This window comes from Micromonospora sp. NPDC047134, from assembly GCF_040643455.1.
In the GTDB taxonomy this organism is placed as follows: Bacteria; Actinomycetota; Actinomycetes; order Mycobacteriales; family Micromonosporaceae; genus Micromonospora.
Genome location: NZ_JBEYUI010000006.1, coordinates 152,099 through 177,882, shown reverse-complemented (window position 1 = coordinate 177,882; position 25,784 = coordinate 152,099). Strand labels below are relative to the sequence as shown.

The window sequence follows — 25,784 nt, the reverse complement described above, 5'->3', positions numbered from 1 at the left end:
TGTTCATCGCTTCAGCTCCAGCATGAGTTCGGTACCGGGCAGTACCTCACGCAGCCGACCGACCGCCCGGTGGGTCCGGCTGCGGACCGTCCCGACCGAGCAGCCGAGCACCTCGGCCACCTGTTGCTCGGGCAGGTCCTCGTAGTACCGCAGGACCAGCACCGCGCGCTGCGCCACGGGAAGACGCAGCAGGGCTGCCCGCATGGTCAACCGCAGGTCGGCATGACCGCTGTCGTCCGGTTGTTCCCGCTCGACCGGCGAGCCGACCAGCGTCTCCCGTAGCCGTCCCCGGCGTCGCCACCAGCTGACCCGCTCGCGGTACATCACCGCGCGCACGTACCCCTCGGGATCCTCGTGCCGGATCGTCGGCCATTTTGCGTACGTCTTGGCCAACGCCGACTGCACCAGATCCTCGGCGGCATGCTGGTCGCCGGTCAGCAGGTAGGCCGCCCTGATCAGGGCGGTGGTCCGGTTCTGCGCGAACTCGCCGAACCTGGCTCTCGCCTCGTCGTCCAACAGCTGTGCTCCGTCCGGTACGCCTCATTCCCCACCACAGACGCGCGGGACCCCGCCCGCTATCCCGCTGATGCCGTGAATCCTGGGTGGCGAGCTCAGGCAGGATCTGGAGCTGCCTGCTGGTCGTTCTGGCCGGCGGCACGCTCCGCGGCGCCTGCGCAGCACACGGAACTCGTTGCCGTCCGGGTCGGCCAGCACGGCCCAGCCGCGGCCGTCGGGCTTGCGGCGGTCGTGCACCCCGGTCGCGCCGAGCGCGAGGATGCGTCCGACCTCATCCTCGCACCGAGGGCTCAAGGCAGATGTGCAGCCGATTCCTGCCCACCTTCGGCTCTGGCTCCGGGACCGCCGCGAAGAACAGTGCCGGTCCGCCCGAAAGCTGCACGGACGCTTCCGGGTCGCCCGGTACGCGTCGCCCGGCGGTAGCGCGGCGGGTACTCACTCGGGCGGCTGCGTCCGGTAGGTGTCGAGGCGAGCGGTGGCCTTGTCGATGCAGGTGGTGACGATCTGGCGTGGGTCGTGGCCGAGGCTGGTGATGGCGACCAGGGCGGTGAGCACCACGTCGGCCAGTTCGGCGGCCACCTCGTCGGTGGTGTGGGTGATGCCTTTGCGGGGGTTCTGGCCGATGGTGCCGATCCACGCCGAGGCGACCTCGCCGGCCTCTTCCGTGACCTTGAGAATGCGCAGGCCGATCTCCTCGCGGCTGCGGCCGTTGACGGCGTCCAGCCGGGCGGTCACCAGGGCGGCGAGGTCGAACACGTCAGTCATCAGGTCTTCTTTCGAAATCGAGGCCGGCGGCCGGGTCGGTCCGTCGCACCCGTGCCGGTGGCGGCCGGGTTGTCGCCACCGCGCTGGCAGCGGGGTGACTCAGTGCCGGAACGCAAGGGTCTTGCAGAGTTCGATCGCCTCTCGGAGGGCGGCCGAGACCCCGGGCTCAAGGGCGGCAGCGACCGTCAACAGGTCGTTCATCGGCTCGGCTGCCGTTATGAGGATGGCGGTGCGCTGCTCCGGGGGACAGAGGTCGGCCGCGACGCGCAGCATCTTCAGCCCTTCCTCCGTACGGCCGGTCAGCAGCAGGATGTCTGCGAGGTCGAACGCTGCCCATGGCTCCTGGCCACTGCTGTTCACAGCGAAGCGAGCCAGGTACTCGATATTTTCGATCTTGGCACGCACGGGCGCGGTGTTCGTCCGTCGGCATCCGGCCAGCAGCAGCTCGATACGAGCCGCATTCATGAGGGGGTACAGCTGATTCGGTGCCAGCTCAGCGGCGCGCCGGTAACAGGTGAGAGCCCGGTCGAGCAGGGATTCGTCCAGGGCGCCCGGTGTGGTGGTCCGCGCCAGACGGCGGAGCAGGCCGCCCTGGGTGGCCCAGGTCTCGGCATCGCTGTCGTCGAGGGCCAGCGCCCGCTCGAACGCCGCTGTCGCCTCGATCATCGAGCCGGACATCTTGCCGAGAGCGGTGCCCAGCTCGCGCCAGGCCGGGGCATGGTCCGGACGCAGTTCGGTGGCGATCCGCAGGGTCTGGACCGCCTCCGCGTTCTTCCCTTCCCGGCGGAAGATCAAGCCCAGCTCGAAATGGGCCTGCCAGCTCGCCGGATTCTGTTCGACAGCCTTCTCCAGCAGCAGCACCCTACGCCGGGAATCGGAGGCGTTGCGGGCCGCGAGAACGAGATCTTCCCCCAACTGCCGGCGCAGATGTTCCAGCGCGGCGGCCATGTCGGCATGCTCCTGCCGCATCGCGTTCAGGTCCTCGAGTGACATCACGACCGCAGGCGCCATGTCGCGCACGGGACTGTCGACGAACTCCGTGTGCTCAAGGCCGTCGAGGGCGGCCTGAGTGATCCGGCGTACGGATTCGGCGATGCGATTCCTGCCGTACTCGATGATCCGCACGATGAGGGGATTGAACCGGACCTCGGCAAGATCCTGGCAGATGACGATCGTCACGTTGTCGCGGGTCGCCCAGCGGACCCCCAGCTCCAGATACACATTGGGATTCGCGCCGGTCAGGTCGGCGATGTAGATCTCCGCATCGCGTGCCTCGCCGAACATCGACCGATGGATGACCCCGGAGGTCGTCTTCTCCTTCTCGATGACGAGGGTGACCTCGCGGCCGGTCTGTTCACCGATGAGCCGGGCAACCGGCTCCAGCAGTTGTTCGCGGATCTCGGTGACATCGCTCCACGCCGTCGAAGCACCCATGGTCTCACCAGGCATCGCCACGAAGCAGCGCAAGGGCTTCCCGGGTGCCCCCGCCGTGGTGCCCCGTCGTACGGGAGGGCGCTCCTCGACCGCCGTCGCGCTGGTCGTCAGACGGTGGCGCCGCTCGTTCACCTGGAGCCGCTGGAGCGCGGTCCAGCGCTGCCGCCAGTGCTCGAGACGCGGATCGTCGTCGGCCGGGGGCCGGCGTTGGGGATTGCCCAGCGTCAGCAGCGTCTTGACCAGCGCTATCAGAAAATCGATGCTGGGCAACCGCCGACCGCTCAGCGCCTCGCTCACGCCCGATTCCGACAGGGCCCGACCGGCGGGGGCGTGGCGGGCAATCTCCCGCAGCGACGGCTTGCCCTGCTCGATGCGCAGCGCCGTGAGGTCGGCGGCGAAGCGGGCAAGCTCCCCTTCGTATGTCTGACCGCTCGACTCTTCGGCGGGCTCGTCCCGTGCCATCGGCAGCCCTCCGAGATTCTTCGACAGCGTCCCCATTGTACGAGGTCGAAGGTAGGCGAAAGACGCCGAACGATGAGTACGTGAGCCGATTTCGAGTCCCGCCGGGACCGTTCGCCGGATGCAGGAAACGGCTGGGAAACCGGCTGTAGTACTCGTATGAACACCAAGCTGATTGAACTGTTCGCACTTGTCGTCATCCTGCTCGCCTGCGGCGCCATCTATCTCGCTGCCGGGCCGGCCGCGCTCGCCGCGGTCACTGCTGTTGGAACCTCGCTGTTCGCGACCTGGCGCGGTACCCGTGGTAGGAAGCCGCGTGGTGGAAAGCAGCGATAAGGCATCCCTCGCAACCCGGCATGTATCCCATGCCGGGTGCTGCCAGATTCCGATCATGAGACGCGAAGATGTCAGCGGATCGGGTCACTCGCGCAGCACGCGAAGTGGCTATGGTGAATGGCCATGGGACCCCGCGAGCGTTGGGACGCCGAAACCGTCGACGACGCGCTGCACGTGTTGCAGGACATCGTCCTGTGGGAGCTGATACCTGAGCGGTGGGAACACATCGGATCCCTGCTCAGTCGGCTGAGCGCGACCCTGGACACCGGTGAGGTCGACCAGGCCCGGGAGGCCCTGATCGAGCTGGAGCTGAGCGGGCCGGTACGGGCGAATCGGATCGGACAGACCGAGACGAAAGGCATCCCGGAGCCGCTGCTCGAACGCCGCAACACCCTCGTGCACAGGCTGACGGCGGAACAGGACCGCCAGAGCGGCAAGCAGCAGGACGGGTCGCGAACGGAAGCCGGCCGTGGTGACCGACCCGATCGTTGAGCAGGAGTTCGTCGCGCACCTGTTCGCGCCACTCACCGGGCCGGACGCCGAGCTGGCGCGGCACCAGGTGGCGTTGCTGTGGCAAGCGTGCCGCACCGAACTGGGCATGACTCGTACGATCGAGGGCACCTCGCTGCCCGCGCACCTGCCGGCCGACGCGGACCTGCCGGAGGGGGCCCTGGCCGGGCTTCAGGACCCGGCCGTCGACTTCCAGGTGATCGCGCGCCGGGAGCACGACGTGCTGAACATCTCGCTGGTGATAACCACCCCGTTGGCCCCACCGGTGCGGCGGAATCGGCTCGGCGCCGCCGTCGCGCCCGGGTGGATCGAGTACAGCCGGTGGTGGTCCGCGCTGACCGCAGGCGGTCTCAGCGCCCTGCTCGGCGGCGCCACCATCTACCAGGCCAAGTCGGCCGACCCGGCGCAGGCCGAGGTCCGGGCGGCGGTGCCGGAGCAGGACGACGACGGTGAGCGGTGGTGGACCAGGGAGACGACCCTCGACCACTTCACCCTCTGGGAGGTGACCCCGGGCGGCGGCCACCCGCTGCGACGGCTGGTCGTGCTCGGCCGGCCCGACGAGGACGACCGGCTCAGCCGGTTCACCTGGAGCTCCGGGGACGTGCTCCTGCCGCCGCTGGGCCGCTATCTGATGCATGCCGCCAAGCTGCGGTACGCGGCCCGGGTCCGGGGGGACGGCAGCCAACTGACCCGGCTCCGGGACCGCACCGCCGCCCGGCTGGACCGGATCACCGAACTGCTGGCCGGCGGCGGCTCCCTCGGCGACGAGGCGGACGGACTGGCCGCCGACGAGGCCGCGGTGATCGGCGCCCTGCAGGCCCTGAACAGCATGCAGCGCAGTGTCGACATCGCCCGCGCGAACATGACCACGGCCCTGCCGGAGCCACTGCCCACTGATCGGGCCCTGGCGCCGGCGTTGGCGCAGTGGCTGGCCGACGACATCTACTTCCTGGAGCAGATCCGGGTACGGGCGCAGCGGACCCGGCAACTGCTGCCACCCGTGACCAGGTCGGCACCCGTCCGCTCGGCCGTCGTCGAACCACCCGCACCCGAACCACCCGCGACAGCACCGCCCGCGACCGCACGGCCCACGCCGCCGGCCACGGTGCAACAGCGGATGAGTTTCGGGGTCGACGTGGTCTCGTACTCCGGCCGCAGCTGGCCACGACAGGACGAGGTGCAGCGGCGGTTGGCCGGGATCGTGGAGCGGGTCCTGAAGGACCTCGATCTGGACCTGCACGACACGGATCATCAGGACGCCGGTGACGGGATGATGGTCGTGCTTCCCGCGTACGTCCAGCCCCATCTGGCCTTGCCGAAGCTGCTCTACGGCTGGCACGGGCGGGTGGCGGCCGACAACGCCGCGCATCCGGAGGATCGGATCCGGCTGCGGCTGTCGGCGGCCGTCGGGCCCTTCTCGACCGGGGCCGTCGGGTTCATCGGCGCCACCATCATCGAGACCGGTCGGCTGCTCGACAGCGAGGTCCTGCGTCAGGCCGTCACGGACCATCCCGACGCGGACCTGTTGGCCCTGATCTCGGACCGTCTGCACGCCGATGTCGTCGGTGAGGGTCATCCCGGCCTGAACGCCGCTCACTTCATCCCACAACGGGTACGGGTCAAGTCGTACGACAAACCGGCCTGGTTGTGGCTCGGCGGCTCGGTGCCACCCCCGGCGCGGCGGACTCCCCCGGAACTACCGCAGACACCGGGGGAGGAGCCGAAACGGGACCTGCTGGTCATCCACGGCGACACCGAAACCGCCGGCAAGGTCTTCGAGTTTCTCGGCGCTCTCGGCTTGCGTCCGCTGGAGTGGGGCGATCTGGTCGAGCGGACCGGCAGCCTAGCCCCCGAACGCAGCACCGTGCTCCGGCAGGCCTTCGCTGACGACACCGCCGCCCTGGTGCTGTTCACCCCCGGTCCGGGCGGGTCGCCGGACGTGCTCGCCGGCATGGCCCTCGCGTTGCAGCCCGACCGCACGATCCTGGTGCGGCTCGGCCAGGCGGACCTACCGGCGGAACTCCACGGCCGGTACTCCGTTCACCTGGACGGCACCAGCAGCCGGGGCCATCACCAGGTGGCCCAACTGCTGCGACGTCTCGGCTACGCCGTCCAGACCGAGGGCACGGATTGGCTGAACCCGGAGCGGTTCCAGGACTTTTGACCCCCGGGCACAGCCGCCCCATTGGGAGTCGAGGACTGAGCACGGTGAGCGAGCACGCGCATCCTAGGAGCCCGAGCATCCGGGCCCCGCATCGAGCGGCTCCGCCGCCTCTAAGGTCGCCGGGGTGAAGCCGTCACCGACGATGGTCAGGCCCGCCCACAGCGCCACCGGTGCGTTGGGGTAGCGGCGAAGGTAGTCCAGTTGCGCCCCACGCAGGGCGTCCACCGGGGCCAGTCCGGCCGCCAGCCGCCGGTAGACCGCGCCCAGCAGGGTGGCCGTCCTCGTTCCGGAGACCTCCACCGTGCCGGCCAGCACCCAGCGGGCACCGGCCAGCAGCGCCGCGATGGGCAGGCCGAAGGGTTCCTGGGCCCCACGCAGATCGAGCCGGGCGGCCCAGCAGGCCGGCATCAGCACCGCCTCCGGCAGTCGACAGGTGAGCAACTCCGCCGCCGTCAGTTGGTCATCCGGTGCCAGCATCAGCGCCTGACCGAGGCCGCTGGTGGCGGTTCCGTGCACACTGAGCAGCAGGCCGCCCAGGCCGTCCGCCTCGGCCAGGGTCGGACGTACGTCTCTGCGGCACAGGAGTTTCGCCTGCGGGAAGGCCTCCTTCAGCAGCTTCTCCTCCCGCTGGGTGCCGGGCAGATCCGGGTCCAGGTAGGCGCGGAAACCCACGCCGGTCCGGTTGGGCCGGGCCCGCAGGGAGGTCCACAGGGTGATGGCCGGAACCACGACGATGCGGGCCAGTTCCGCCAGGTAGCGCGAGCCCACCCGGACCGCGGCCACCGGCACCGGGCCCAGGAGCCCACCGGTCGACACGACCAGCGGTGGTTGCCCGCCCGCGGCCAGCACCTGCGCCAGTCCGGGCGGGACGATCGCCTCTCCCAGCGCGGCCAGCTCGGCCTCCTGGGCGACGGCGGCCGTGCCGGGCTCGGCCGCGTGGTAGCGGTCCAGCCAGGCCCGCAGCTCGTCGCTGAGGCGTACCTCGTCCACCTGGGGGGTGCCGTCGGGTGGCAGCCAGATCCGGCTGCAGATGGTGGTCTCGTCCTCCAGCACGTCGAGGATGAGGGCGTGTCCGCCGGGCGGCAGCGCGGCCACGGTCTCCGCCAGGCCGGCCGGTTGTGGGGTGACCGCCCGCCGAAGCTCCGCGGTGGCTGCCCGATCCAGCCGCCGGTACAGCTCGGGCAGCTCGGGGGAGTCCCCGGCCAGCACGATGGCGTCGACGAGTTCCCGCAGGTCCTCGCTGAAACGGGCGCCGGTCTGCACGAAGGCGGACACCGCCTCGGCGCGGGCCGCAGTCGCCACCGCGAAGGCCGTCGGGCCGTCGCCGGCACGGGCGGCGCAGTGCATGGCCAGGATGTAGGTCTGCCGCTGATCCTGGTAGAAGCTCTCCCGGTCGTCCGGGGCGGCCAGCCGACGGCCGGCCTTCTCGGCGAGGGTGAACGCGATGACCGAGTGGTCCCGGGCAGCCTCCACCTGGTCGTCGAGGATGAGCTGGTACGCGAGGTGGTAGTGCGCGATCGAGGCCGCACTCGGGTCCCGGTCGGCATCCAGCGGCAGCACCGCCTGGTTGAGCAGGTCGATGGCCGATGCCCGGTCACCACGGTCGAGGGACACCATGGCCCACTCCAGGGCGACCTGAGACAGGTCCCGGGGATTAGGGAAGTCGTCGTAGGGCAGCGCCGCCAGCCGGGCCTCGGCCGCGTCGAGGTCGCCGGTCAACCGGTCCAGCCGGGCCAGGAAGAACTCGCAGCCCAGGCGGTTGCCCGGCTCCCCGTCGCCGAGCCGGAGCGCCTGCTCGAACCGGCGGCGGGCGTAGCCGGCCGCGTCGGGGTCCTCCGGCACGTCGAGCAGCCGCATCTGCCCCAGCCGACGAGCGGCGTGCGCCGCGCCCAGGGGCCGGCCGGCCCGCAGGTACTGGACGAACGCCCGCTCGTACGCCTGGCGGGCGCCCGTGGTGTCACCCACCTGGTCCAGTACCGCGCCCAGCTCGCGTTCGGCGTTTGCCGCCCCGACCCGGCGGCCCAGGGCGGCGTACCGGTCCCGGGCCTCGACCAGCGACTCCCGAGCCAGGTCGAAGTCCCGGGCGATGCGGGCCGACACGGCCACCCGATGACAGAGGTCGGCCCGGAGCTGGTCGGTGCGGCCCGAGGGTGGACACCGCTGGAGCACCTCGGCGAGTTCGGCCAGCCGTTCCCGGGCGGGCAGGAACTGGTAGCCCTGGTGGGCGACGGCGGCGCGCTGGGCCAGGACCTGTCCGGCCCGCAGCCAGTCCTCCTGCTGGGCCGCTACCTCACCGGCCCGCACCAGCAGTTCTTCGGCGTCGGGGAGCCGCCCGTCGTTGCGGGCCAGGATGCCCGCCTCCAGCAACGCCTCGGACCGCAGCTCCCCCAGGTCCTCCGCGGCAGCCAGCTCGATCACCGTCTGGTAGCCGGCGGCGGCTTCCGCCCGCCGGCCGCGGGCGGCCAACAGCCAGTTCCAGTCCAGCAGGATTCGGGCCCGGGCGTACGGGCTGAGATCGTCGCGGTCCACCCATGGGCGTAGCAGCCGTTGCGCCGCACCGAGTTCATGCCGGTCGACATGCGCCGCGGCCTTGCGCCACGCGGCGAGCGCCTCCTCGTCGACGGCGGCCTCCTCCGAAGTCGTTGGCGGTGTCACCCTCGGCGGCACGGCGGGGCATCGACCTACCCGCTGGACGTCCGGACCGGCTGATGGCACCTCGGTCGGTCACTGACGGTGTTGTTGACCTGTCAGTACGTCAAAGTTAGCGTTAACAACGCTCGTCCACTCCAGAGAGTCCACCACCACCTGGGAGGGCCATTGAGATCGGGTCAGCGAAGGTCAGGAAAGGGTAGAGCCATCGCCATCATCGCACTGGGTGCGCTTGCCGCGGCGTCGTTGGCACCGACGCCATCCCACGCCGCCGACGATCAGCTCAACGAGGGCCTGGTGCACCGCTTCGCCCTCGACGAGACCAGCGGAACGACACTGGTCAACTCCGGTAGCGCGGGCTCGGCGGCGAACGCCACCCTGGTCAATCCGCAGAAGGCGACACTGACCGGCGACGGGGTCAGGTTCAACCCCGAGTCGTACGAAGGCGCTCTCGAAGGTGCCTACGTGAAGCTGCCGGACAATCTCACCGCCGGCATGACCAACCTGACGGTCGACTATGACGTGTGGATCGACCCGGCGAACGTCGGCGAGCACCAGATGTGGAGCTTCGGCGCCAAGTCCGGCTCCTGTGACGCCGACACCGGGGGCCAGGGGGCCATCTTCGCCTCGAACACCCAGCGGTTCCGGGTGGCCGTCGGTTCCACGAACCTGCAACAGAACCGGGTCCGGATGACCGAGGGGGCGTGGACCCACGTCACCTACACCCAGTCGCTGAACCCGAACGGCACGAGCTGGACCGGCCGGCTGTACCTCGACGGGGTGCTGCACGCCACGGCGCCCAACCTGAGCACCCCGCCCTCGGTGAACGCCGCCGGCACCACCTGCAACTTCCTAGCCCGCTCGCAGAACTCGGGCCACTACTCCTTCCGCGGCACCCTCCGGGACTTTCGGATCTACGACCGGGCCGTCAGCGTCGAGGAGACCCGGGCCCTGGCGCAACGGACCGTCGCCATCGGGGTCCGCGCGGACGCCGAGGCCATCGACCTCGGCCTGACCAGCGCGATCGTACGGGACATCGTGCTGCCCAAGGTGGGTTCGGTGGCGGGCTCGGCCATCACCTGGACCAGTTCGGACCCCTCCGTCGTGGAGGTCTACACCCCGCCGGCCGTGCCCAGTGCCCGCAAGGTTGCGGTGACCGGCCGGATCACCCGACCCGCCCAGGGCCAGCCCGACGCGACCGCCACCCTCACGGCCACCCTGCGCAAGGGCGCCGATGAGGTGGTCACCCGGGAGATCCCCGTGGTGGTCAAGGCGGAGTTCGATGACGCCCAGGCGGTCGACCGGGACACCTTCGACCTGACCCTGTACGCCACCGACGACGTACGCGGAAACCTGCACCTTCCGGCCGGTGGTGAGTTCGGCTCCACCATCACCTGGAAGTCGACCACCGACCTGGTCACCCCGACCGGTGAGGTGACCCGCCCGGCCTTCGGCCGTGCCGATGTCGAGGCCACCCTGACCGCGACCATCACCAAGGGCGGGACCTCGAAGACGAAGTCCTTCCCGGTGACCATCACCGCCATGCCCCGCGCCGAGGAGTACGAGCGGTACTTCCTGGGGTACTTCAAGGGTGAGGGCATCGCCGACGGCGAGCAGATCATGTTCGCCACCTCCAACGGCAACACCGCCCTGGACTGGACCGGTCTGACCGGAGGCCGCCCGTCCCTGATCTCCCAGTTGGGAGACCAGGGCCTTCGTGACCCGCACATCGTCCGCTCACCCGACGGCGACACCTTCTACATGATCGCCACCGACCTGAACTGGTACGACCAGGGCGGGTACAACATCAACGACACCCAGTACATCGAGGTGTTCGAGTCGCACGACCTGGTCAACTGGACCCCGCAGCGGCATGTGAAGGTCGCCCCGGACGACGCCGGCAACGCCTTCGCCCCCGAATCCCTGTGGGTGGAGGAGATCGGCGCCTACGTCGTGTTCTGGGCCCAGTCCCTGTGGGACGACCCGGTTAACCGGACCGGTCAGGGCAACGCCCAGATGTGGTACGCCACCACCCGTGACTTCCAGACCTTCTCCCCTCCCCAGGTCTGGCAGGACCCGGCCCCCCTGTCCCGGATCGACACGACCGCCATCAAGGTCGGCGACCACTACTACCGGGTGACCAAGAACGAGGCCGGCAACCAGGGCTCGGACATCTTCTCCGAAAAGCACACCGACTTCCTGGACAGCGACATCGACAACTGGACCCTGCTCGCCCCGGCTCTGGGGCGTACCACCTGGGTCGCCAACCAGGGCTACGAGGGGCCGATCATCTTCAAGGCCAACCCGGGCGACACCGCCTGCCCCGGCCAGTTCTACCTGTGGGGTGACCGGTACACCAACGGAGGTGGCTACCAGGCCGCCTGCCACGAGGACATCGAGGCACCTACCTGGAACCCCAAGGCGATCACGATGACCAACGCCGGGGTCGTCCGTCCCCGGCACGGCACGGTGATCCCGCTGACCCTGCGGGAGTGGAACGACATCCGGGGGATCCCGAACAGCGATGTCACGACCACCACGGAGGTGACCGTCGAGGCGTACGCCAGCGGGGCCCAGACCACCACGGCCACCGCCACGGTCACCGCGGCTGACGGGTTCCAGACCGGCGGTCAGGTGCGGTTCAGCCTGGGCTCCTGGTCGACGGTCGCCTACCTGGACGACGGCGCGGCCACGGTCACCCTGCCGACCGGCCTGCCCGCGGGCACCCGGACGGTCAAGGCCGAGTACCTCGGCCACGACTACCTGAAGGCCTCGGAAGGTACGGCCTCAGTTCAGGTGCCCGCCGGATCCAAGGCCGTCAAGGTCAAGGCGAAGGCCGCCCCGGCGTCGGTCGCCCGTGGCGGCACCTTCGAGCTGAAGGTGACCGTCGAGCCGGCCGGCGGGCCGAAGAAGCAGGCCGCCACCCCGACCGGGGAGGTCACGGTCACCTTCGGGGGAGCCGTGCAGGTCGTGTCGCTGGTGGAGGGCAAGGTGGTCGTCGACCTGCCGACCGCCGATCTGCAACCCGGCCAGTACCAGGTGCATGTCGCCTACTCCGGCAACCCGACCTACCAGGGGCACGCCGGCAACCACCAGAAGTTGACCGTACGCAAGCGGTAGTCCTGCGCCAGGGAGTCGGAGCGGGCGGGCTTGGCGCCCGCTCTGACCGGTGCCCGGCCAGGTCGACCTGACGCGCCGGCGGCGGCCGATCCACCCGTAGGGAGATCGGCCGCCGCCGGGTCGGCGTCACGGCTTGCGGGCGACCAGCGCGATGAAGGTGTGGTAGGTGTCGCTCTGGTCCGCGGTGGTCTCGTCCGGCTCCGGCCGCCACTCGGGCAGCGGCACCAGCCCCGGCTCCAGCACCTCCAGGCCTTCGACGAAGGAGAGGATCTCCTCATCGGTACGCCACCGGCCGGTGCCGAGGGACTCGTTGAAGACCCGTTCCACCTCGTGGGCCTTACGGGAGGCCTCCGGGTGCCGCTCACCGGGATCACGGAAGTGGGAGATCGCCACGTAGCTGCCGGAGGGCAGGGCCTCGATCAGCTTCGCCGCCACCCCCTTGGGGTCCTCGTCGTCACTGAGGTGATGCAGGATCGCGAAGAGCAGCAACCCGATCGGGCGGTCGAAGTCCAGCACCTGCCGCACCTGCGGGTGTTGCAGGATGGCCTCCGGCGACCGGATGTCGGCCTGGACGACCGTGGTGGCGCCGTCGCCGGCCAGCAGGGCCCGCCCGTGGGCCAGCACGATCGGGTCGTTGTCGACATAGACCACCCGTGCCTGGGGGTCGTGCTGCATCGCCACCTGGTGCACATTGCCCTGGGTGGGCAGGCCCGAGCCGAGATCCAGGAACTGGTTGACCCCCTGCTCGGCGGTGAGGAAGCGCACCACCCGCCGCAGGAAGGCGCGGTTGGCCTGCGCGGCCTGCGGGCCGTCCGGGGTTATCCGGACCGCGTGTTCGGCGACCGCGCGGTCCACGGCGAAGTTGTCCTTGCCGCCGAGGAAGAAGTCGTAGACCCGGGCGATGCTCGGAGCGTTCATGTCGACCCCCGGCGGAGCCGCTTCTGGACCGGTCACAGTTCGTCTCCTCGTCCCTACCGGATCGCGGGCGGCCGATCGGCTTGAGCCGAGGGCCGGACAGAGTGTAGCCATACCCCGAAGCGAATTCGGCTTCCTTACCGTCGTATGTCGGACTGGGGCGTCCACCTGAGTCGACTCCACGACAAACCGGGTATCCGTCCGGTCCCGCAGGGTGCCTCGGCTGCGCCACTGTGGAGACCGCAAGACGGGTACGGTTGTCGCTGGATGATGCGGGCGTCGGCCGGGTGGGAGCAGTGACCCCCCAGCGACGAACCGGAAAGGAGGGTCAGTGGCGCGGCGCAGAGCCCTGGTGGTCCGAGGTGGGTGGGAGGGACACCGGCCGGTCGAGGCTACGGAGCTGTTCATTCCCTTCCTGGAAGGCAATGGATACACGGTCCGGGTGGAGGAGTCGACAGAGATCTATTCCGATGCCGCCGAACTGGCCGACACCGACCTGATAGTGCAGTGCATGACGATGTCGCAGATCACTGCGGAGCAGGTGGCCGGGCTGTCCGCCGCGGTCGCCGCCGGTACGGGTTTCACCGGCTGGCACGGCGGCATCGTCGACTCCTTCCGGGCCAACGCGGAGTACCTGCACCTGGTGGGCGGCCAGTTCGCCACCCACCCCGGGGTCCGGCCGCAGGACCGCTGCGGCACCGAGCAGGACAACTTCCTCCCCCATTCGATCACCATCACCCCCCTGGGTGCCGAGCATCCGATCACCGCCGGGATCGAGGACTTCGAACTGGTCACCGAGCAGTACTGGGTGCTGCACGACGACCTGATCGAGGTGCTGGCCACCACCACCCACCCCATTCGGGAATGGCAGCCGTGGCACCGGCCGGTCACCTCGCCGGCGATCTGGACCCGACACTGGGGCGCCGGGCGGATCGTCGTGACCACCCCGGGACACAGCCTCGACGTGCTGGAGCACGCGAGCGTGCGTACCGTCATCGAGAGGGGAATGGTGTGGGCGACCCGCACGGCGTCGGCATCGTAGGTCTGGGGTTCATCTCCCGCGCGTACCTGGAGACCCTCGTCGGGCATCCCGCCGTGCGGATCGTCGCGGTGGCCGACCTGGACCCGGCCCGGGCCGCCGCGGCCGCCGCCGCGATCCCCGGTGCCGAGGCGGTGAGTGTCGAGGGCTTGCTGCGCCACCCCGAGGTGACCACCGTGCTCAACCTGACCATCCCGGCGGCGCACGCCGAGATCTCGGGCGCCGCTATCGAGGCCGGCCGGAACGTCTACGGCGAGAAGCCCCTGACGGCCACCTTTCCGCAGGGCCGGTCGATCATCGACCGGGCGGCTGCGGCCGGGGTGAGGGTCGGGTGTGCCCCGGACACCGTGCTGGGCATCGGTACCCAGACCGCCCGCGCGGCGATCGAGGGTGGGCTGATCGGCCGTCCGCTGGCCGCATCGGCCGTCATGGTCACCCCCGGGCATGAGCGCTGGCATCCCGAACCCGACTTCTACTACGCCCCCGGCGGGGGCCCGCTGCTGGACATGGGGCCGTACTACCTCTCGGCGCTGGTGCACCTGCTAGGGCCGGTCCGGGCGGTGATCGGGGCAGCCAGTCGGCTGCGGGATGTCCGGATCATCGGCTCCGGTCCCCGCCAGGGGCAGCGGATCCCGGTCGAGGTGCCGACCCATGTGACCGGGGTGCTGGAACACGCGGACGGTGCCCTGACCACCCTGACGACCAGCTTCGACGGTGTCGGAACGACGGCCGCCCCGATCGAGGTGCACGGGGAGGCCGGCACCCTGGCCGTACCCGATCCGAACCACTTCGACGGCACGGTCCGCCGCCGGGCCCTCAGCGACCCCGAGTGGCGTCCCCTGGAACCGCGGGCCGGCTACGTGGCCGCCGCCCGGGGGGTCGGCCTGATCGACCTGGTCCGGGCCGACGACACCCGTCCGCCCCGGGCGAGCGGTGAACTGGCTTTGCACGTACTCGACATCATGACCGCCCTGCTCCGCTCGGCCGAAGAGGGCCGACGGATCGAGCTGACCACGACGGCCGAACGCCCCGCACCCGTCCCCCTGACCCCGGCCGAGGAGTGGAGGTCCGCCCTGACCGTCCGGCGCTGAACGGTGCAGGCCACCTGCGGTCCGCCGGCTGGGAGGTGACTCAGTCCGGGCGGCGGGGGTGCGGCGGGCTCCGGTGGGCCGAGTCGGCTGATGTCGTGCCCCTCGGGGTAGGTCCTGGTGTGGATGCCGTCGGCGAACAACGGTGTGGCCCGGGGCCTGCCGAACCAGCGCAGCAGCCGGGCGCGGGTCTTCAGCGCCAGGTGCAGCCCGGCCCGGATCAGCCAGGCCGGGGGGGCGACCCGCATCGCGCGGCGCAGGGGAGGGTCGTACATGGCGTTGACCAGGGCGTCGCCCAGCGGGGCCAGGGGATCGAAGCCGTCACCCTTCTGCGGTACGGTGACCCTGCTTCGCGTTCGAAGACGGTATCGATGTGTTTCGTCGACGCTACGGGGTGGGAGAAATGGGCGAAGACAGACGGCACATACGCCTGTCCCTGGCCACCCTGGACTCCCTCGGCAGCGACGAGGAACTGCGGGAACAGGTCACCCTGGCCCTGCGTCGGGCGGAGAGCGATCGGCGGCCCAGCGCCCACTCCGGTCAGGACCCCACGGGTGCCATCACCGTGGTCGTGGACTCCGCCGGTCAGGTCGAGGACGTGACCGTGACCCGCGACTGGCGCAGCCGGGTGGGGGTCAGCGGTGCCCCGGAGGCCCTCTTCACGGCGTACACGACCGCGGTGCAGGCGGCCGTCGAGACCGTCGCCCTGCGGCAGCTGCGAGCAGACTCCAACGAGGCCGCCCGGCCGCAGCCGAACAACACCGGCGAGGCCGCCAGCACCAGCGAGGTTGGACCCGACGACGAGCAGTGGCTGCGGCAGACCTGGCAGACCCTGCACGACCTCGACATCGAGCTCGAAGGGTTGGCTCGCCCGCCGCAGATGGCGTCCGAACAGGAGGTCGCCAGCCCGTCCGGGGTGCTGACCCTGCGGATGCGCGACGGGGGTGTCGTCTCGATCGTCGGTGACGTCCGCCGGATCGGTCAGCTGGATGCCGCCGCCCTGCGGTACGAGGCGCATGCCCTGTTCCGGACGTACGCTCTGGTCCGCTCCCAGAATCGACCCTGAGGTTTCGACATGCAGGAAGTCTCCGTCATCACCGAGGCCGTGCGCGACGAAGGCGGCAAGTGGCTCAGGTTGTCCGACCGGGCGCAGTTGATCAAGTTGGCCGCGGACCAGCTGCACCTGGACGCCTCGGCCTTCTTCATCGGGGACGCGAACGTCGTCCTGCACTCCGCGGCCTACCGGGACTTCCACCGCTTCCTGGTCGGTGTCCTCGGCGGGGCGGTGACCGAGTTCGAGCAGATCGGCGAGGCCCTTCGGCGCATCGCCGACGAGTACGACGACGCCGACGCGGTCATCTCTCTGGACCTCAACCAGATCTACACCCACTGAGCGCGAAGGACGACAGGGTGCAGCCAACAACCAGTCAGCTTGAGTACGGCGAGCCGTTCAACAAGGCCTTCGACCAGATCCGTACCGGCATCAACACCGCGATCGAGAGCTTCAACCAGCTGGTGGACAAGGTGAACAGCTGGAAGTGGCTGCTCGGGCCGGCCGCGCTGTGGTGGATCAAAAACAATCTGGACGACGTCCGGGGCGGCCTGAACAACGTTCTCGATCGGGTCGATCACGCCCTGGAGCACCAACTGCCGGTGCTCTCACTGATCAACATCAGCTTCCGCTGGGTCACCGATGTGAAGTCTCCGGTGTCGAACCTGTCCTTCGTCACCACCGAGCCGGACAACCAGAACCTGGCCAAGTGGACCGGGGACGCGGCCAGCGCCTACAACTCCAAGGCGATCAAGCAGAAGGCGGCGGTCGACGAGACCGTGGTCAAGGCGGAGTTCATCAGCCAGTGGCTGTTCGACATCGCCAAGGCCAATGTCGACTACGCGGTCGAACTGGCCAAGATAGTCACCGGGCTCACCGGCAAACTCGTGCAGGCCGTGGCGGAGGCCAGCACGGTGATCGACCTGCCCTGGGCCATTTCCACCCTCGCCAAGTCGATCGGTGACCTCGTCACCGCGGGCCTGAACACCCTGCTCACCATCGGGCAGCGGTTCGTCGACGCGCTGGGCAACGTGCGGGACATCGCCACCCAGGTGGGTGACCACTCGAAGCTGCCCGGCGGGCAGTGGCCGCAGGCCGTACGGGGTTGATCAGATCCTCGGCACGGCGGACCGGGTAGCGGTGAGGATCACCCGGGAGGCCGAGGCCAGGGTCTCCGTCGGAAGGTAGGACTCGCCGCCGACGGCCAGCCACACCTTCACCACCAGGTTGCCGGTGCGGGAATGCACCATGTACTCGGCGTACCGGAAGCCCGGGGTGGAGCGTTTGGTGAAGGCCTCCGCCTCCTCACCCACCTGGGCCACCGGGCCCGCCGGGGTCATCCCGGTAGCCTCCCGGGTGCCCAGGTAGAGCAGCCGGGCCTCCTCGGCGGTGGCCGGAGTCGAGGCCTCCACCAGCAGGTTCGCCTCATGGCCTGACCTGGTGCGCATCTCGAACAGACAGGCCGCCCCGGGCCGTCCCGGCGGTGGCTTCGGGTCGGTCCGGGTAACCGTCAACGCCAGGTCCGCCAGCGGCGCCAGGTCGGTGCGCGCGCACAGGTCCAACTCGGCGGCCGAGTAGGAGGGGCCGGCAGGCGAGGGGGTGGCGCTCGGGACGGTGGCCGAGGTCTGCGCCGGGGCCGAGGGGGCGGCGACCGGGGTCTGCGCGTCACAACCGGCGAGTGCGGCGACGGCGACCAGGGCCACGCCCAGACGGCGACCACACAAGGAGTCAGGCACGACCTCGACCGTACCGGTTTCCCACCAGCGGGACAGGCCTGTCGGCCACCGCTAGGGTGCCGATGTGGCCCCCCGAGAAACCCCCGAGGACATCGCCCGCACCCGCACCGTGTCCGCCGGCACCATCCTCGGCAACCGGGCGGATCTTCGCGGCTACCCCTATCGGCTGCTGTGCGTGGTGGCCCACCACGGCATCGGCGGTGACCAGGTGACCCAGGCCGTCGCGGCGGCGGAGGTGCTGGAGGCGTACGGCTGGGAACTGGTGACCGTCTCCGAGTTCACCAGCAACCGGGTGGTCTACGCCGTGCTGCGCCGACGCTGAACCGGACCGTACCGTCACGGGTCGGTGCGGCGGGCCGGGCTCGGCTACCCTCCCCGGCGTGGACACCACGGAGATCGATGCACCCGTCGTCGGCGTCACCGTCTTTCCGGACCGGGCCCGGGTCACCCGGCGCGGCGGCCTCCGACTGACCCCCGGCCAGCACCGGGTGCGTGTCGCCCCCCTCCCGCTCGGCCTACGGCGGGATTCGGTGCGGGTCGGCGGTCGCGGGCCGGCCGTGGTGCTCGGCGTGGAGGTGACCACCTGGCGGCAGGCCCGCAGCACGGACGCCCAGGTGGTCGCATTGGAGCAGCGTCGCCGCGAGTTGGCCGACGACCTGGCCGAGGCGGAGGACACCGACGCCATCGAGCAGCAGCGCGGGGAGTTCCTCACCCGACTGGCGGAGCGGGCCGGCGGCACCTACGCCCGTGCCCTGGCCGCCGGTGACGCGGCCCCCGGGGACGTGGCCGTCTTCACCGACTCGGTGGCCGCGCAGCTGGCCGAATCGCGGACCCGGCGGCGCGAGCTGGCCCGTCGGCGTACCGAGCTGACCGAGGAACTGGCCGCCCTCGGGCGGGAGCTGGACGCCGCCCGGGGCAAGCGGGCACCGGACCGGCTGGCCGTCGAGGTGATCGTGGCGGTGCAGGAAGAACAGGCCGAGGTCGAGCTGGAGCTGACCTACCTGGTGGACGGGGCCGGCTGGCAACCCTCCTATGACGTGCGGCTGGTCGAGGACACCGTCACGGTCACCTGGTTCGGGGCGGTCAGCCAGAGCACCGGGGAGGACTGGCCGGAGTGCGAGCTTCAGCTGTCCACCGCCCGACCGGCGGCCACCACCGGGGTACCCGAGCTGTCGCCGTGGTATCTGGACCGGTTCCGGCCGGCGGCGCCCCTGGTGATGTCGGCGCAGATGTCGGTCGGCATGGTGGTCCCGCCGGCCCCCGGCGGGGCTCCGGTCGGTGCGGCCCCGGCCCGGGCCGGGGCGGCCCGTCCCAAGCTGCAGCAGAGCGTCGCCGAGGTGGAGCAGGGGGTCAGCGCGGCCACCTACCGGCCCGCCCGGCCGGTGGCGGTGCCGGCCGACGGCAGCGCGCACCGGGCCACCATCGCCGTGCTGGAACTGCCGGCCCGGCTCGACCATGTCACCGTGCCGCTGCGCGCCACCGAGGCGCACCTGCGGGCCACCGTCCGCAACACCTCCGTGCACACCCTGCTGCCCGGCCCGGCCGCGGTGTTCCACGACGCCGACTTCATCGCCTCCATCCGGCTGCCGATGTGGGCACCGGGGGAGGAGACCGAGTTGGCCCTCGGGGTGGACGACCGGCTGCGGGTGCAGCGGAAGCTGCACCGGCGTACCGAGACCAAGGCCACCCTGGGGTCGACCCGGCGACGGGAGGTGGAATACCTGATCACGGTCGCCAACCACACCCCCCGCCCGGCCACCGTCGAGGTGCGTGATCAGCTCCCGGTCTCCCGTGACGAGGCCGTGGTGGTGCGGGAGACCACCCTGGTGCCGCCGCCGGTCGAGCGTACGGAGTTGGGGGAGTTGACCTGGCGGTTGTCTCTGGCCCCGGGTGACAGCGGTGAGATCGCGCTGGGCTTCCGGGTGGAACTGGCCAAGGGGGTGGAGCTGACCGGCTGGCGGGAGTAGGCGCGGGGCACTAGGAGTGCCGGCCGGTGTCCGTGGGCAGGGTGGCCCGGTCGGCGGCCTGCCGGCCGGACTCCCAGCCTTCGCGGCTGTCGACCCGGCTGCCTCGGGCCCGCACGGTGTGCGGGAAGACCCGCCGCATGGTGTCGCGGATCTGTTCGTCCCGGGCGGCCAGCACCGGCAGCAGATCGGCCGGGTCGGCCCCTCCCGCCGCGTCGCCCGGACCGGTAACCTGCGCCAGAGCCAGCTGAGCAGCCTCGGTCAGCCGTTCGTCGATGCGGACGGTGAAGGCCACCAGGAAGGACTGTCGGAACGCCTTGAGGCGGCGCCGCCCCGCCTTGCCGCCCGGCGGTTCCGCCCGGGCCATCGCCCGGTGGGCCTGCACGAGCAGGGAGGTGTAGAGCAGGTCGACCGCCTCGATGTCGGTGTCGAAGCCGAAGACGGTGCTGAAGGCCAACTCCGGTGAGGAGACCGTGTGGCAGCGGTTGGCCCGGGCGACCACGTCCAGCAGGGAGGCCTTCTCCTTCTCGTGCGGGTGGTCCACCCCGATGCGCCGCGCGTACGGCACCACCGGCGCCGGGTCGGCGCTTCGGGCGGCCAGCAGCGCCTCGTCCAGACTGTGCCGGGTGGCCAGTTCCTGGGCCTTGGCGGTGTACGTCTCGGCCTCGGCCGGGAAGGTCGTGGACTCCGCCTTCGCCAGCAGGGCGCGTACCCGATCCAGCAGCCGGGCGTCGACCCGGGACGATCCCGTCGTACCCGAGCGGTCCCCGGTCGCGGGGGAGCCAGGTGGGGGGAGGAGCACCTCGATCGGCGGGAGGGAGGCCAGGATGACGAGCAGACCCAACACCAGATCGAGTACGGCCACCCGGTCCAGCCGCCAGCGGGCCGCGAGTTCGTCGAGGTAGCTGGCGTCGCTGGACCACCAGACCTGCGCGCCGAGGCTCTCCGCCTGCGCCCGCCACCGCTGGTCGACCGTGTCCGCGGGAAACTGTCGCAGGTACCCGGCGACCGCGTCGGTCACCAGGTCGGCCTGGCGCGGCTGGCCCCGTCGGGCGACGACCCGGTGCAACTCGGTCGGCTGCCATCCGCCTTGCCACAGCCGCGCGCACGCCTCGTCCTTCGCGGCCACCAGTTCCGGATCGACCTCGGTCGACGGGGCCACGGCCAGGGCGTCCAGCCCCGCTTCGTAGTCGATCGCCCCGGCGAGAACCGCCCTGATCCGCTCCCGCACCGATGTCACCGGCCCAGGCTACGGAGTCCGGGCCGGGGCTTTCGGCCAGTGGCCCGATCAGCGGCGGCCGTCACTCCCCGCGACGCGACGACCCCCGCCGGAGCTTGTTCTCCCCACTCCCCGAGCGACGCCCGACGGGCCCGTTCCGCCGTCTGGATGACGCGCCGGGCGGGACCTGAGGACGCGATCTGCCCGCCCCTGAGTATCCGTACTCAACGATGCCGACGTGCCGGTACTCAACGGCGACCACATCGACGAGATATGCCGTCGGGACGAGTGGCGCGGCGTGATCACTGGTCCTATCGTCGGGACCGGCCATGGGACCGAAGAGGCGAGGAGCACCATGAATATGGCAGCACCCACGATGACAGCGGCCCGTACCGGACCGGACATGGGCATCCGGATCGGTGTCGGGTTCGTCCTGCTGTTGCCCGCGTTGATCGCCCTCGCCTGGTCGTATCTGCTCCCCACCCTGCAGGCGGTGTCGCGCTCGACGAAGCGTGATCGACTGATCGGCCCGGTGGAGAGTGTGGGCTCTGCCAACTACGAGGGCCTCTTCGCCCAGGGATTCCTCGGTGACATGGGCTCGGCCCTGCTCCTGGCGCTGGTGCCACTGGCCTTGGCGCTGCTGGTCGCACCGGCGCTGGCGCTGCTCGCCGATCGCGCCGGGCGCCGGGCCCGGCTGGCGCTGCGGGCCCTGGTCGTGCTCCCGGTCGCCGGGTACGCGCCCGTGGCGCTGCTCATCGGTTGGCGCCTCGACCGGATGGAACCCGGCACCATGCTGGACCGTCCCGTGGCGACCCTCGCGGAGCTCACCGCAGTCACCGGCGCCGGGCTGGTCGTGGCGGTCGCCACCACGGCCTTCCTCAGCACCCTGCGCGGCCGGGGGCAGCGTCGCGACGCCCTGCCGGCGGCGCTGACCGTCGCCGGTCTGCTGGTGCTCGGCATCATCGCGGCCGCCCTCCAGACCTACACCGCGCCGCTGCTGACGGGCAGAATCCGCACCCCCCTGACGTACGCGGTCACCGAATCCCTGCAGCAGATGAACCTCGGTGGCGGCTCCGCCGCAGCGGTGCTGCTGCTGATCCCACTGGCCTTGCTGGGCCTGGCGGCGACGGCCCTGCTGCTGCTCACCAGGGTCCGCATCGAGGTGGTCGACGAGGCCGTCACCCACCGCGAGCACCCGGAGGACGCGGTCAGCAAGTCCGGTCCGGTCACCGAGTCCGGCCCGGCCACCGGGTCGACCGGTAACCGGCAGGCCCGGATCGGGCTGGCGGTCGCGGGGGCGCTAGTGTTCGTCGTCATGCTGTGGGTGGCCTGGCCGTGGCTGCGCCGCAGCCTAAGGTTCACCACCGAGACCGTGCCGATGCCGGCCCCCGACCTGGGCGGCATGTTGACGGCGACCTGGCTGCCGACCCTGCTGTCGGCGATGGTCACGGTCGCGGTCGCGGCGGCGGCCGGCTTCGCCATCGGGGGCCTGCGTCCCCTCGGTCGGTTCAGCGAGTTGCTCCTGCTGCCCTTCGCGCCGTGGCTGTTCGTCGGCACCGGGCCGCTGGCCATCGAGTCCTTCCTGCGGGCCCGCGACCTCGAGCAGCTCAACACCTTCCTCGGGCTGGTGCCTCCGGGTTGGGTCAGCATTCCGGCGTTGTTCCTGTTCACCGTGCTGTTCCGCGGACTGGAACCCCGGTGGCGGGCGGGCGGTGGGTTCTGGTCCACCATGCTCGCCCCGGCGGCGCCGATGGTCGTGCTGGTCGGGCTGGTCACCTGGCTGGTAGCCGCCGCACAGGTGCTCTGGCCGATGCTCGTGGCGTCGACCCCGACGTATCGACCGGCGCCGCTGGAGGCCCTCTCGGGGTTCGCCAGATGGGGGATGCGCGGCGACGGCGACGGGCTGGCCCTCGGCGCGGTTCTGCCGCTACCGATGATGCTGATCTTCCTGGCCGTGTTCGTGTTGCTACAGGTGAAGTACCTCGACCGGTTGACGGTACGAGTCGGTCGGTGATTTCACCGCAGGGGCTGCGGATCGCCGAGGACACAACGATCATGTAGCTATGTTCAGTACTCTTCGGACACGGAAGCTCGTGGCCGCCGGCGTGATGCTGGCGGCCACGATCGCTGTCCTACCCGCATCCGCCGCAGCGCAGCCCGGGCCGTCCGCCGACAGACCGGACCGCGCCGAGTTACGCGCCGCGCTCACCGCAGTACCCGAGGCCGGGGTGCCCGGCGTTCTGGCCGAGGTGCGCCAGGGCCGGCATGACTGGCGCGGCGCCGCCGGCCAGGCCTATCTGACCAAACCTCGACCGATGCAGCCACAGATGCGCCACCGCATCGGCAGCATCACCAAGACCTTCGTCGCCACCACCGTGCTGCAACTCGTCGACGAGGGACGGTTGGGTCTGGACGACCCGATCGGCAAGTGGCTCCCCGACACCGTGCCGGGGGAGCGCGGCGACCAGGTCACCGTCCGGATGCTGCTGAACCACACCAGCGGCATCGGCAACTACACCAACGCGATGATCGATTCGTACGCGGCGATCAACCAGATGCAGGTCACCACGTACCCCCCGGCGGACCTGGTCGCCATCGGCCTGGCCATGCCCCCGACCGGCGAGCCCGGCGCGAGGTTCAGCTACTCCAACACCAACTACGTCCTGGCCGGACTGCTGATCGAGGCGGTCACCGGCAACGACGCCCCGGCCGAGGTGCAGCGGCGGATCCTGCGGCCGTTGAGGCTCACCGGGACGAGTTTCCCGGGCACCGATCCGACGATCCGCGGCCCGCACGGCGGCGCCTACTTCGCCCCCTTCGGGGTCCGCGACCTCAGCGAGTTCAACATGAGTTGGGCGTGGACGGCCGGTGAGATGATCTCCACCATGGCGGACCTGAACACCTTCTTCCGCGCGCTGCTCGACGGGGACCTGCTCAGCCCCGCCACCCTCAAGCAGATGCTCGACGGGGTGCCGATGCTGCCGGAACTGCCCGAAGCCGGCACCTACGGCCTCGGCATCTACTCGCTGCCCACCCCGTGCGGGGAGTTCTGGGGGCACGACGGCGCGGTGATGGGTCACCTGACCTACTCGCTGCACACCCGCGACGGCACCCGCCAGGTGTCCTCCGGCATCAACATCAGCCACTATCAGATCGGTTTCCCCGACCCGCACCCGATCGACATCGCCTGGCAGACCTTCCTGCTCACCGCGCTGTGCCCGACCGGCGAGATGAACAGCCGGTCGGTGCAGCCCGCGCCGCAGCTGCCCAGCGTGACCCGGATGCCGGGCAACGCGGCGGCGGTGACGGCGCCCTAGGGCGTCACCCGGCGTTGCGGCCGGCTGGACGGCATCACCTCGTGCAGGGTGACGGCCTCCAGCCGGCCGTCGGCCAACTCGGCGGGCGGTCAGATAGGTCGCGTACGGCTGACGCCGCCGATCGGTCGGCGAGCCGGGATTGAGCAGCCGCAGACCGCCCGGGGCCTCGCTGTCCCAGGGGATGTGGGAGTGCCCGAAGACCAGCAGGTCGCAGTCGGGAAAGCGGGCCGTGCAGCGACCCTCCCGGCCGGTGGCCGGACCGGTCTCGTGCACCACCGCGATCCGCATCCCGGCAGCGTAACCCTGACCAGCCCGGGTCAGCCTGTCACCGCGAGGAGGGTGAGGTCAGGGACCGGAGCAGATCCTCGCCGTCGGGCCAGGGACCGAACCCGGTCTTGGAGTCCAGATGCCCGACCGCGCCGGCGTCGAACAGCTCCGAGCCCCAGTCCCGCGCGTACGCCTCGAACTGCGCGAAGGTGGCGTTCGGGTCGGTGCGGCTGGCTACCAGGACCGAGGGGAAGGGCAGGGGCTCGCGTGGCACATGGTCGATGACGACATCGACGCTCTCGCCCGGGCCGGGTCGCCAGTCCGGATCCAGGTACGGCGGCGTGACCAGCAGGGCCGCCCGAACGGGACCGATGTGCTGACGGGCCCAGATGGCCACGGTCAGACATCCCGCGCTGTGCGCCACCAGGATCACCGGCTCACGATCAGCGCTGATGGCAGCGTGCAGCGCGGCGACCCGTTCGGTGGCGACGTACGGCGGCCCGGGCGGCTCCGGCGCCCACTGGAACCCCGGACGGTCCCTGACCCACCTGCGCGACCAGTGGTCGGGTAACGGCACACCTCGACCGGGCACGACAAGATGGCGGGTCACCTTCCGCAGCCGTTTCCCGAGGTCATGGCAGCGGCTGACCGGGCGGAAGCTGCCGGATGGCGTCGCCCACCCGGATGGTCGCACCGACGACCACCCGGGCGTTGAGGCCGCGCAACCGCAGTCGCTGACCCTCCTCCGTCCAGACGACCTTGTGGGCGTCCCGTCCGAACCGGGCCGCGAACTTGGCGCAGCCGTTGTGTGGCTGGTCGGTCACCTCGATGACCGCCCGGTCGCCGATCGCCAGGCGGGTACCGGCCGGCAGGGCCTCCACGCTCAGGTCCAGATCGACATAGAGCTGATCCCCGGCCAGCGCCCAGGCCTGCGGATCGGCACCGGCGATCAGCTCGACGAAACGGGAGTTGATGACGTTCAACTGCATGTCGGGGTGCGGTGACCGGTCGGGCGTACGCTTGCTGGGTCGTTGACTCCAACTGTCGCCGAGCAGCCCGGCGTCGAGGTCCAGTTCGGCCTCCGACAGCACCTCCCGGGCATCGACGGCCGGACGGCGTACCGCCAGGGCCAGGGTGCCGCCGTCGCGGGGGGACTGCCGCACCAGGTGCAGCCCTGCCATGATCTCGTCCATCGAGCGATGCCGTACGGCGACAGAGTTCTCCATGGGTGTGAC

Annotated in this window: 22 protein-coding genes and 3 pseudogenes; 13 read left to right on the top strand and 12 right to left on the bottom strand. The window is 70.7% G+C overall.

Annotation, left to right across the window (positions count from 1 at the left end):
* Positions 1–3 precede the first annotated feature (3 nt).
* The 4 genes and pseudogenes from ABZ795_RS10995 to ABZ795_RS10980 form a co-directional block, all read right to left on the bottom strand.
* On the bottom strand, positions 4–516 hold the full coding sequence (locus ABZ795_RS10995; protein ID WP_357530175.1) for a SigE family RNA polymerase sigma factor: 513 nt from the start codon (positions 514–516) through the stop codon (positions 4–6).
* 156 nt (positions 517–672) lie between these two features.
* Positions 673–886: pseudogene (locus ABZ795_RS10990) on the bottom strand (VOC family protein); the annotation flags it as partial.
* A 65-nt stretch (positions 887–951) separates the two neighbouring features.
* On the bottom strand, positions 952–1,281 hold the full coding sequence (locus ABZ795_RS10985) for a MazG-like family protein (protein WP_327026468.1): 330 nt from the start codon (positions 1,279–1,281) through the stop codon (positions 952–954).
* Between the two features lie 99 nt (positions 1,282–1,380).
* Complete coding sequence (locus ABZ795_RS10980) at positions 1,381–3,177, bottom strand: tetratricopeptide repeat-containing protein (RefSeq protein ID WP_357530174.1); 1,797 nt, start codon at positions 3,175–3,177, stop codon at positions 1,381–1,383.
* Positions 3,178–3,333: 156 nt separating this feature from the next.
* On the opposite strand from ABZ795_RS10980, the gene ABZ795_RS10975 reads away from it, so the two are divergent.
* The 3 genes from ABZ795_RS10975 (at position 3,334) to ABZ795_RS10965 (ending at position 6,184) form a co-directional block, all read left to right on the top strand.
* The gene (locus tag ABZ795_RS10975) at positions 3,334–3,510 is read left to right on the top strand and encodes a hypothetical protein (RefSeq protein WP_327026466.1); all 177 of its coding nucleotides are present in this window, start codon (positions 3,334–3,336) and stop codon (positions 3,508–3,510) included.
* Between the two features lie 123 nt (positions 3,511–3,633).
* Positions 3,634–4,002 (top strand): CATRA system-associated protein, encoded by a 369-nt coding sequence (locus tag ABZ795_RS10970; RefSeq protein WP_357530173.1) that lies wholly within the window; start codon positions 3,634–3,636, stop codon positions 4,000–4,002.
* Positions 3,983–6,184 (top strand): CATRA conflict system CASPASE/TPR repeat-associated protein, encoded by a 2,202-nt coding sequence (locus tag ABZ795_RS10965; RefSeq protein ID WP_357530172.1) that lies wholly within the window; start codon positions 3,983–3,985, stop codon positions 6,182–6,184. Before ABZ795_RS10970 ends, ABZ795_RS10965 begins: the two co-directional genes overlap by 20 nt.
* A gap of 63 nt (positions 6,185–6,247) precedes the next feature.
* Here the strand turns inward: ABZ795_RS10965 and ABZ795_RS10960 are convergent, their stop codons facing one another.
* Entirely contained in the window at positions 6,248–8,839 is a 2,592-nt protein-coding gene (locus ABZ795_RS10960) for a CHAT domain-containing protein (protein WP_357530171.1), read from the bottom strand.
* A gap of 240 nt (positions 8,840–9,079) precedes the next feature.
* Here ABZ795_RS10960 and ABZ795_RS10955 point away from each other — a divergent pair, with 240 nt between their 5' ends.
* On the top strand, positions 9,080–11,953 hold the full coding sequence (locus tag ABZ795_RS10955) for an immunoglobulin-like domain-containing protein (RefSeq protein ID WP_357530170.1): 2,874 nt from the start codon (positions 9,080–9,082) through the stop codon (positions 11,951–11,953).
* A 126-nt stretch (positions 11,954–12,079) separates the two neighbouring features.
* Here ABZ795_RS10955 and ABZ795_RS10950 read toward each other — a convergent pair whose 3' ends face one another.
* Positions 12,080–12,907: an SAM-dependent methyltransferase gene (locus ABZ795_RS10950; protein ID WP_327026461.1), complete on the bottom strand. Its 828-nt coding sequence runs from the start codon at positions 12,905–12,907 to the stop codon at positions 12,080–12,082.
* A 292-nt stretch (positions 12,908–13,199) separates the two neighbouring features.
* Here ABZ795_RS10950 and ABZ795_RS10945 point away from each other — a divergent pair, with 292 nt between their 5' ends.
* Together ABZ795_RS10945 and ABZ795_RS10940 are read left to right on the top strand one after the other, a co-directional pair.
* Positions 13,200–13,910, top strand: a complete 711-nt coding sequence (locus ABZ795_RS10945) for a ThuA domain-containing protein (protein ID WP_357530169.1) — start codon at positions 13,200–13,202, stop codon at positions 13,908–13,910.
* On the top strand, positions 13,880–14,998 hold the full coding sequence (locus ABZ795_RS10940) for a Gfo/Idh/MocA family oxidoreductase (protein ID WP_357530168.1): 1,119 nt from the start codon (positions 13,880–13,882) through the stop codon (positions 14,996–14,998). The genes ABZ795_RS10945 and ABZ795_RS10940 overlap by 31 nt, the downstream gene beginning before the upstream one ends.
* Before the next feature lie 71 nt (positions 14,999–15,069).
* Here ABZ795_RS10940 and ABZ795_RS10935 read toward each other — a convergent pair.
* Positions 15,070–15,303, bottom strand: a pseudogene (locus tag ABZ795_RS10935) (DUF2236 domain-containing protein); the annotation flags it as partial.
* A 95-nt stretch (positions 15,304–15,398) separates the two neighbouring features.
* Between ABZ795_RS10935 and ABZ795_RS10930 the strand changes: the two are divergent.
* Genes ABZ795_RS10930 through ABZ795_RS10920 form a run of 3 tightly spaced genes read left to right on the top strand, consistent with a single transcriptional unit; the run spans position 15,399 to position 17,155 of the window.
* The gene (locus ABZ795_RS10930; protein ID WP_357530167.1) at positions 15,399–16,061 is read left to right on the top strand and encodes a hypothetical protein; all 663 of its coding nucleotides are present in this window, start codon (positions 15,399–15,401) and stop codon (positions 16,059–16,061) included.
* 9 nt (positions 16,062–16,070) lie between these two features.
* The gene (locus ABZ795_RS10925; protein WP_357530166.1) at positions 16,071–16,388 is read left to right on the top strand and encodes a hypothetical protein; all 318 of its coding nucleotides are present in this window, start codon (positions 16,071–16,073) and stop codon (positions 16,386–16,388) included.
* A gap of 17 nt (positions 16,389–16,405) precedes the next feature.
* Positions 16,406–17,155 (top strand): hypothetical protein, encoded by a 750-nt coding sequence (locus ABZ795_RS10920; protein WP_357530165.1) that lies wholly within the window; start codon positions 16,406–16,408, stop codon positions 17,153–17,155.
* Here ABZ795_RS10920 and ABZ795_RS10915 read toward each other — a convergent pair whose 3' ends face one another.
* The gene (locus tag ABZ795_RS10915; RefSeq protein WP_357530164.1) at positions 17,156–17,782 is read right to left on the bottom strand and encodes a hypothetical protein; all 627 of its coding nucleotides are present in this window, start codon (positions 17,780–17,782) and stop codon (positions 17,156–17,158) included. It abuts the gene before it with no gap.
* 64 nt (positions 17,783–17,846) lie between these two features.
* Between ABZ795_RS10915 and ABZ795_RS10910 the strand changes: the two genes are divergently transcribed.
* Together ABZ795_RS10910 and ABZ795_RS10905 are read left to right on the top strand one after the other, a co-directional pair.
* Positions 17,847–18,104, top strand: a complete 258-nt coding sequence (locus ABZ795_RS10910; RefSeq protein WP_357530163.1) for a transcriptional regulator — start codon at positions 17,847–17,849, stop codon at positions 18,102–18,104.
* A 58-nt stretch (positions 18,105–18,162) separates the two neighbouring features.
* Positions 18,163–19,749 carry a mucoidy inhibitor MuiA family protein gene (locus ABZ795_RS10905; RefSeq protein ID WP_357530162.1) on the top strand — a complete coding sequence of 529 codons (1,587 nt, stop codon included), beginning with the start codon at positions 18,163–18,165 and terminating at the stop codon, positions 19,747–19,749.
* Positions 19,750–19,759: 10 nt separating this feature from the next.
* Here the strand turns inward: ABZ795_RS10905 and ABZ795_RS10900 are convergent, their stop codons facing one another.
* On the bottom strand, positions 19,760–20,986 hold the full coding sequence (locus tag ABZ795_RS10900; protein ID WP_357530161.1) for a DUF2786 domain-containing protein: 1,227 nt from the start codon (positions 20,984–20,986) through the stop codon (positions 19,760–19,762).
* A gap of 340 nt (positions 20,987–21,326) precedes the next feature.
* Between ABZ795_RS10900 and ABZ795_RS10895 the strand changes: the two genes are divergently transcribed.
* On the top strand, positions 21,327–22,979 hold the full coding sequence (locus tag ABZ795_RS10895) for a sugar ABC transporter permease (RefSeq protein ID WP_357530160.1): 1,653 nt from the start codon (positions 21,327–21,329) through the stop codon (positions 22,977–22,979).
* A 79-nt stretch (positions 22,980–23,058) separates the two neighbouring features.
* Positions 23,059–24,282, top strand: a complete 1,224-nt coding sequence (locus tag ABZ795_RS10890; protein ID WP_357530219.1) for a serine hydrolase domain-containing protein — start codon at positions 23,059–23,061, stop codon at positions 24,280–24,282.
* Between the two features lie 147 nt (positions 24,283–24,429).
* Here the strand turns inward: ABZ795_RS10890 and ABZ795_RS10885 are convergent.
* The 3 genes and pseudogenes from ABZ795_RS10885 to ABZ795_RS10875 all read right to left on the bottom strand — a co-directional run.
* Positions 24,430–24,570, bottom strand: a pseudogene (locus ABZ795_RS10885) (YfcE family phosphodiesterase); the annotation flags it as partial.
* 37 nt (positions 24,571–24,607) lie between these two features.
* On the bottom strand, positions 24,608–25,141 hold the full coding sequence (locus tag ABZ795_RS10880; protein ID WP_327026451.1) for an alpha/beta fold hydrolase: 534 nt from the start codon (positions 25,139–25,141) through the stop codon (positions 24,608–24,610).
* A 40-nt stretch (positions 25,142–25,181) separates the two neighbouring features.
* On the bottom strand, positions 25,182–25,775 hold the full coding sequence (locus tag ABZ795_RS10875; RefSeq protein WP_357530159.1) for an MOSC domain-containing protein: 594 nt from the start codon (positions 25,773–25,775) through the stop codon (positions 25,182–25,184).
* Between the last annotated feature and the right edge of the window lie 9 nt (positions 25,776–25,784).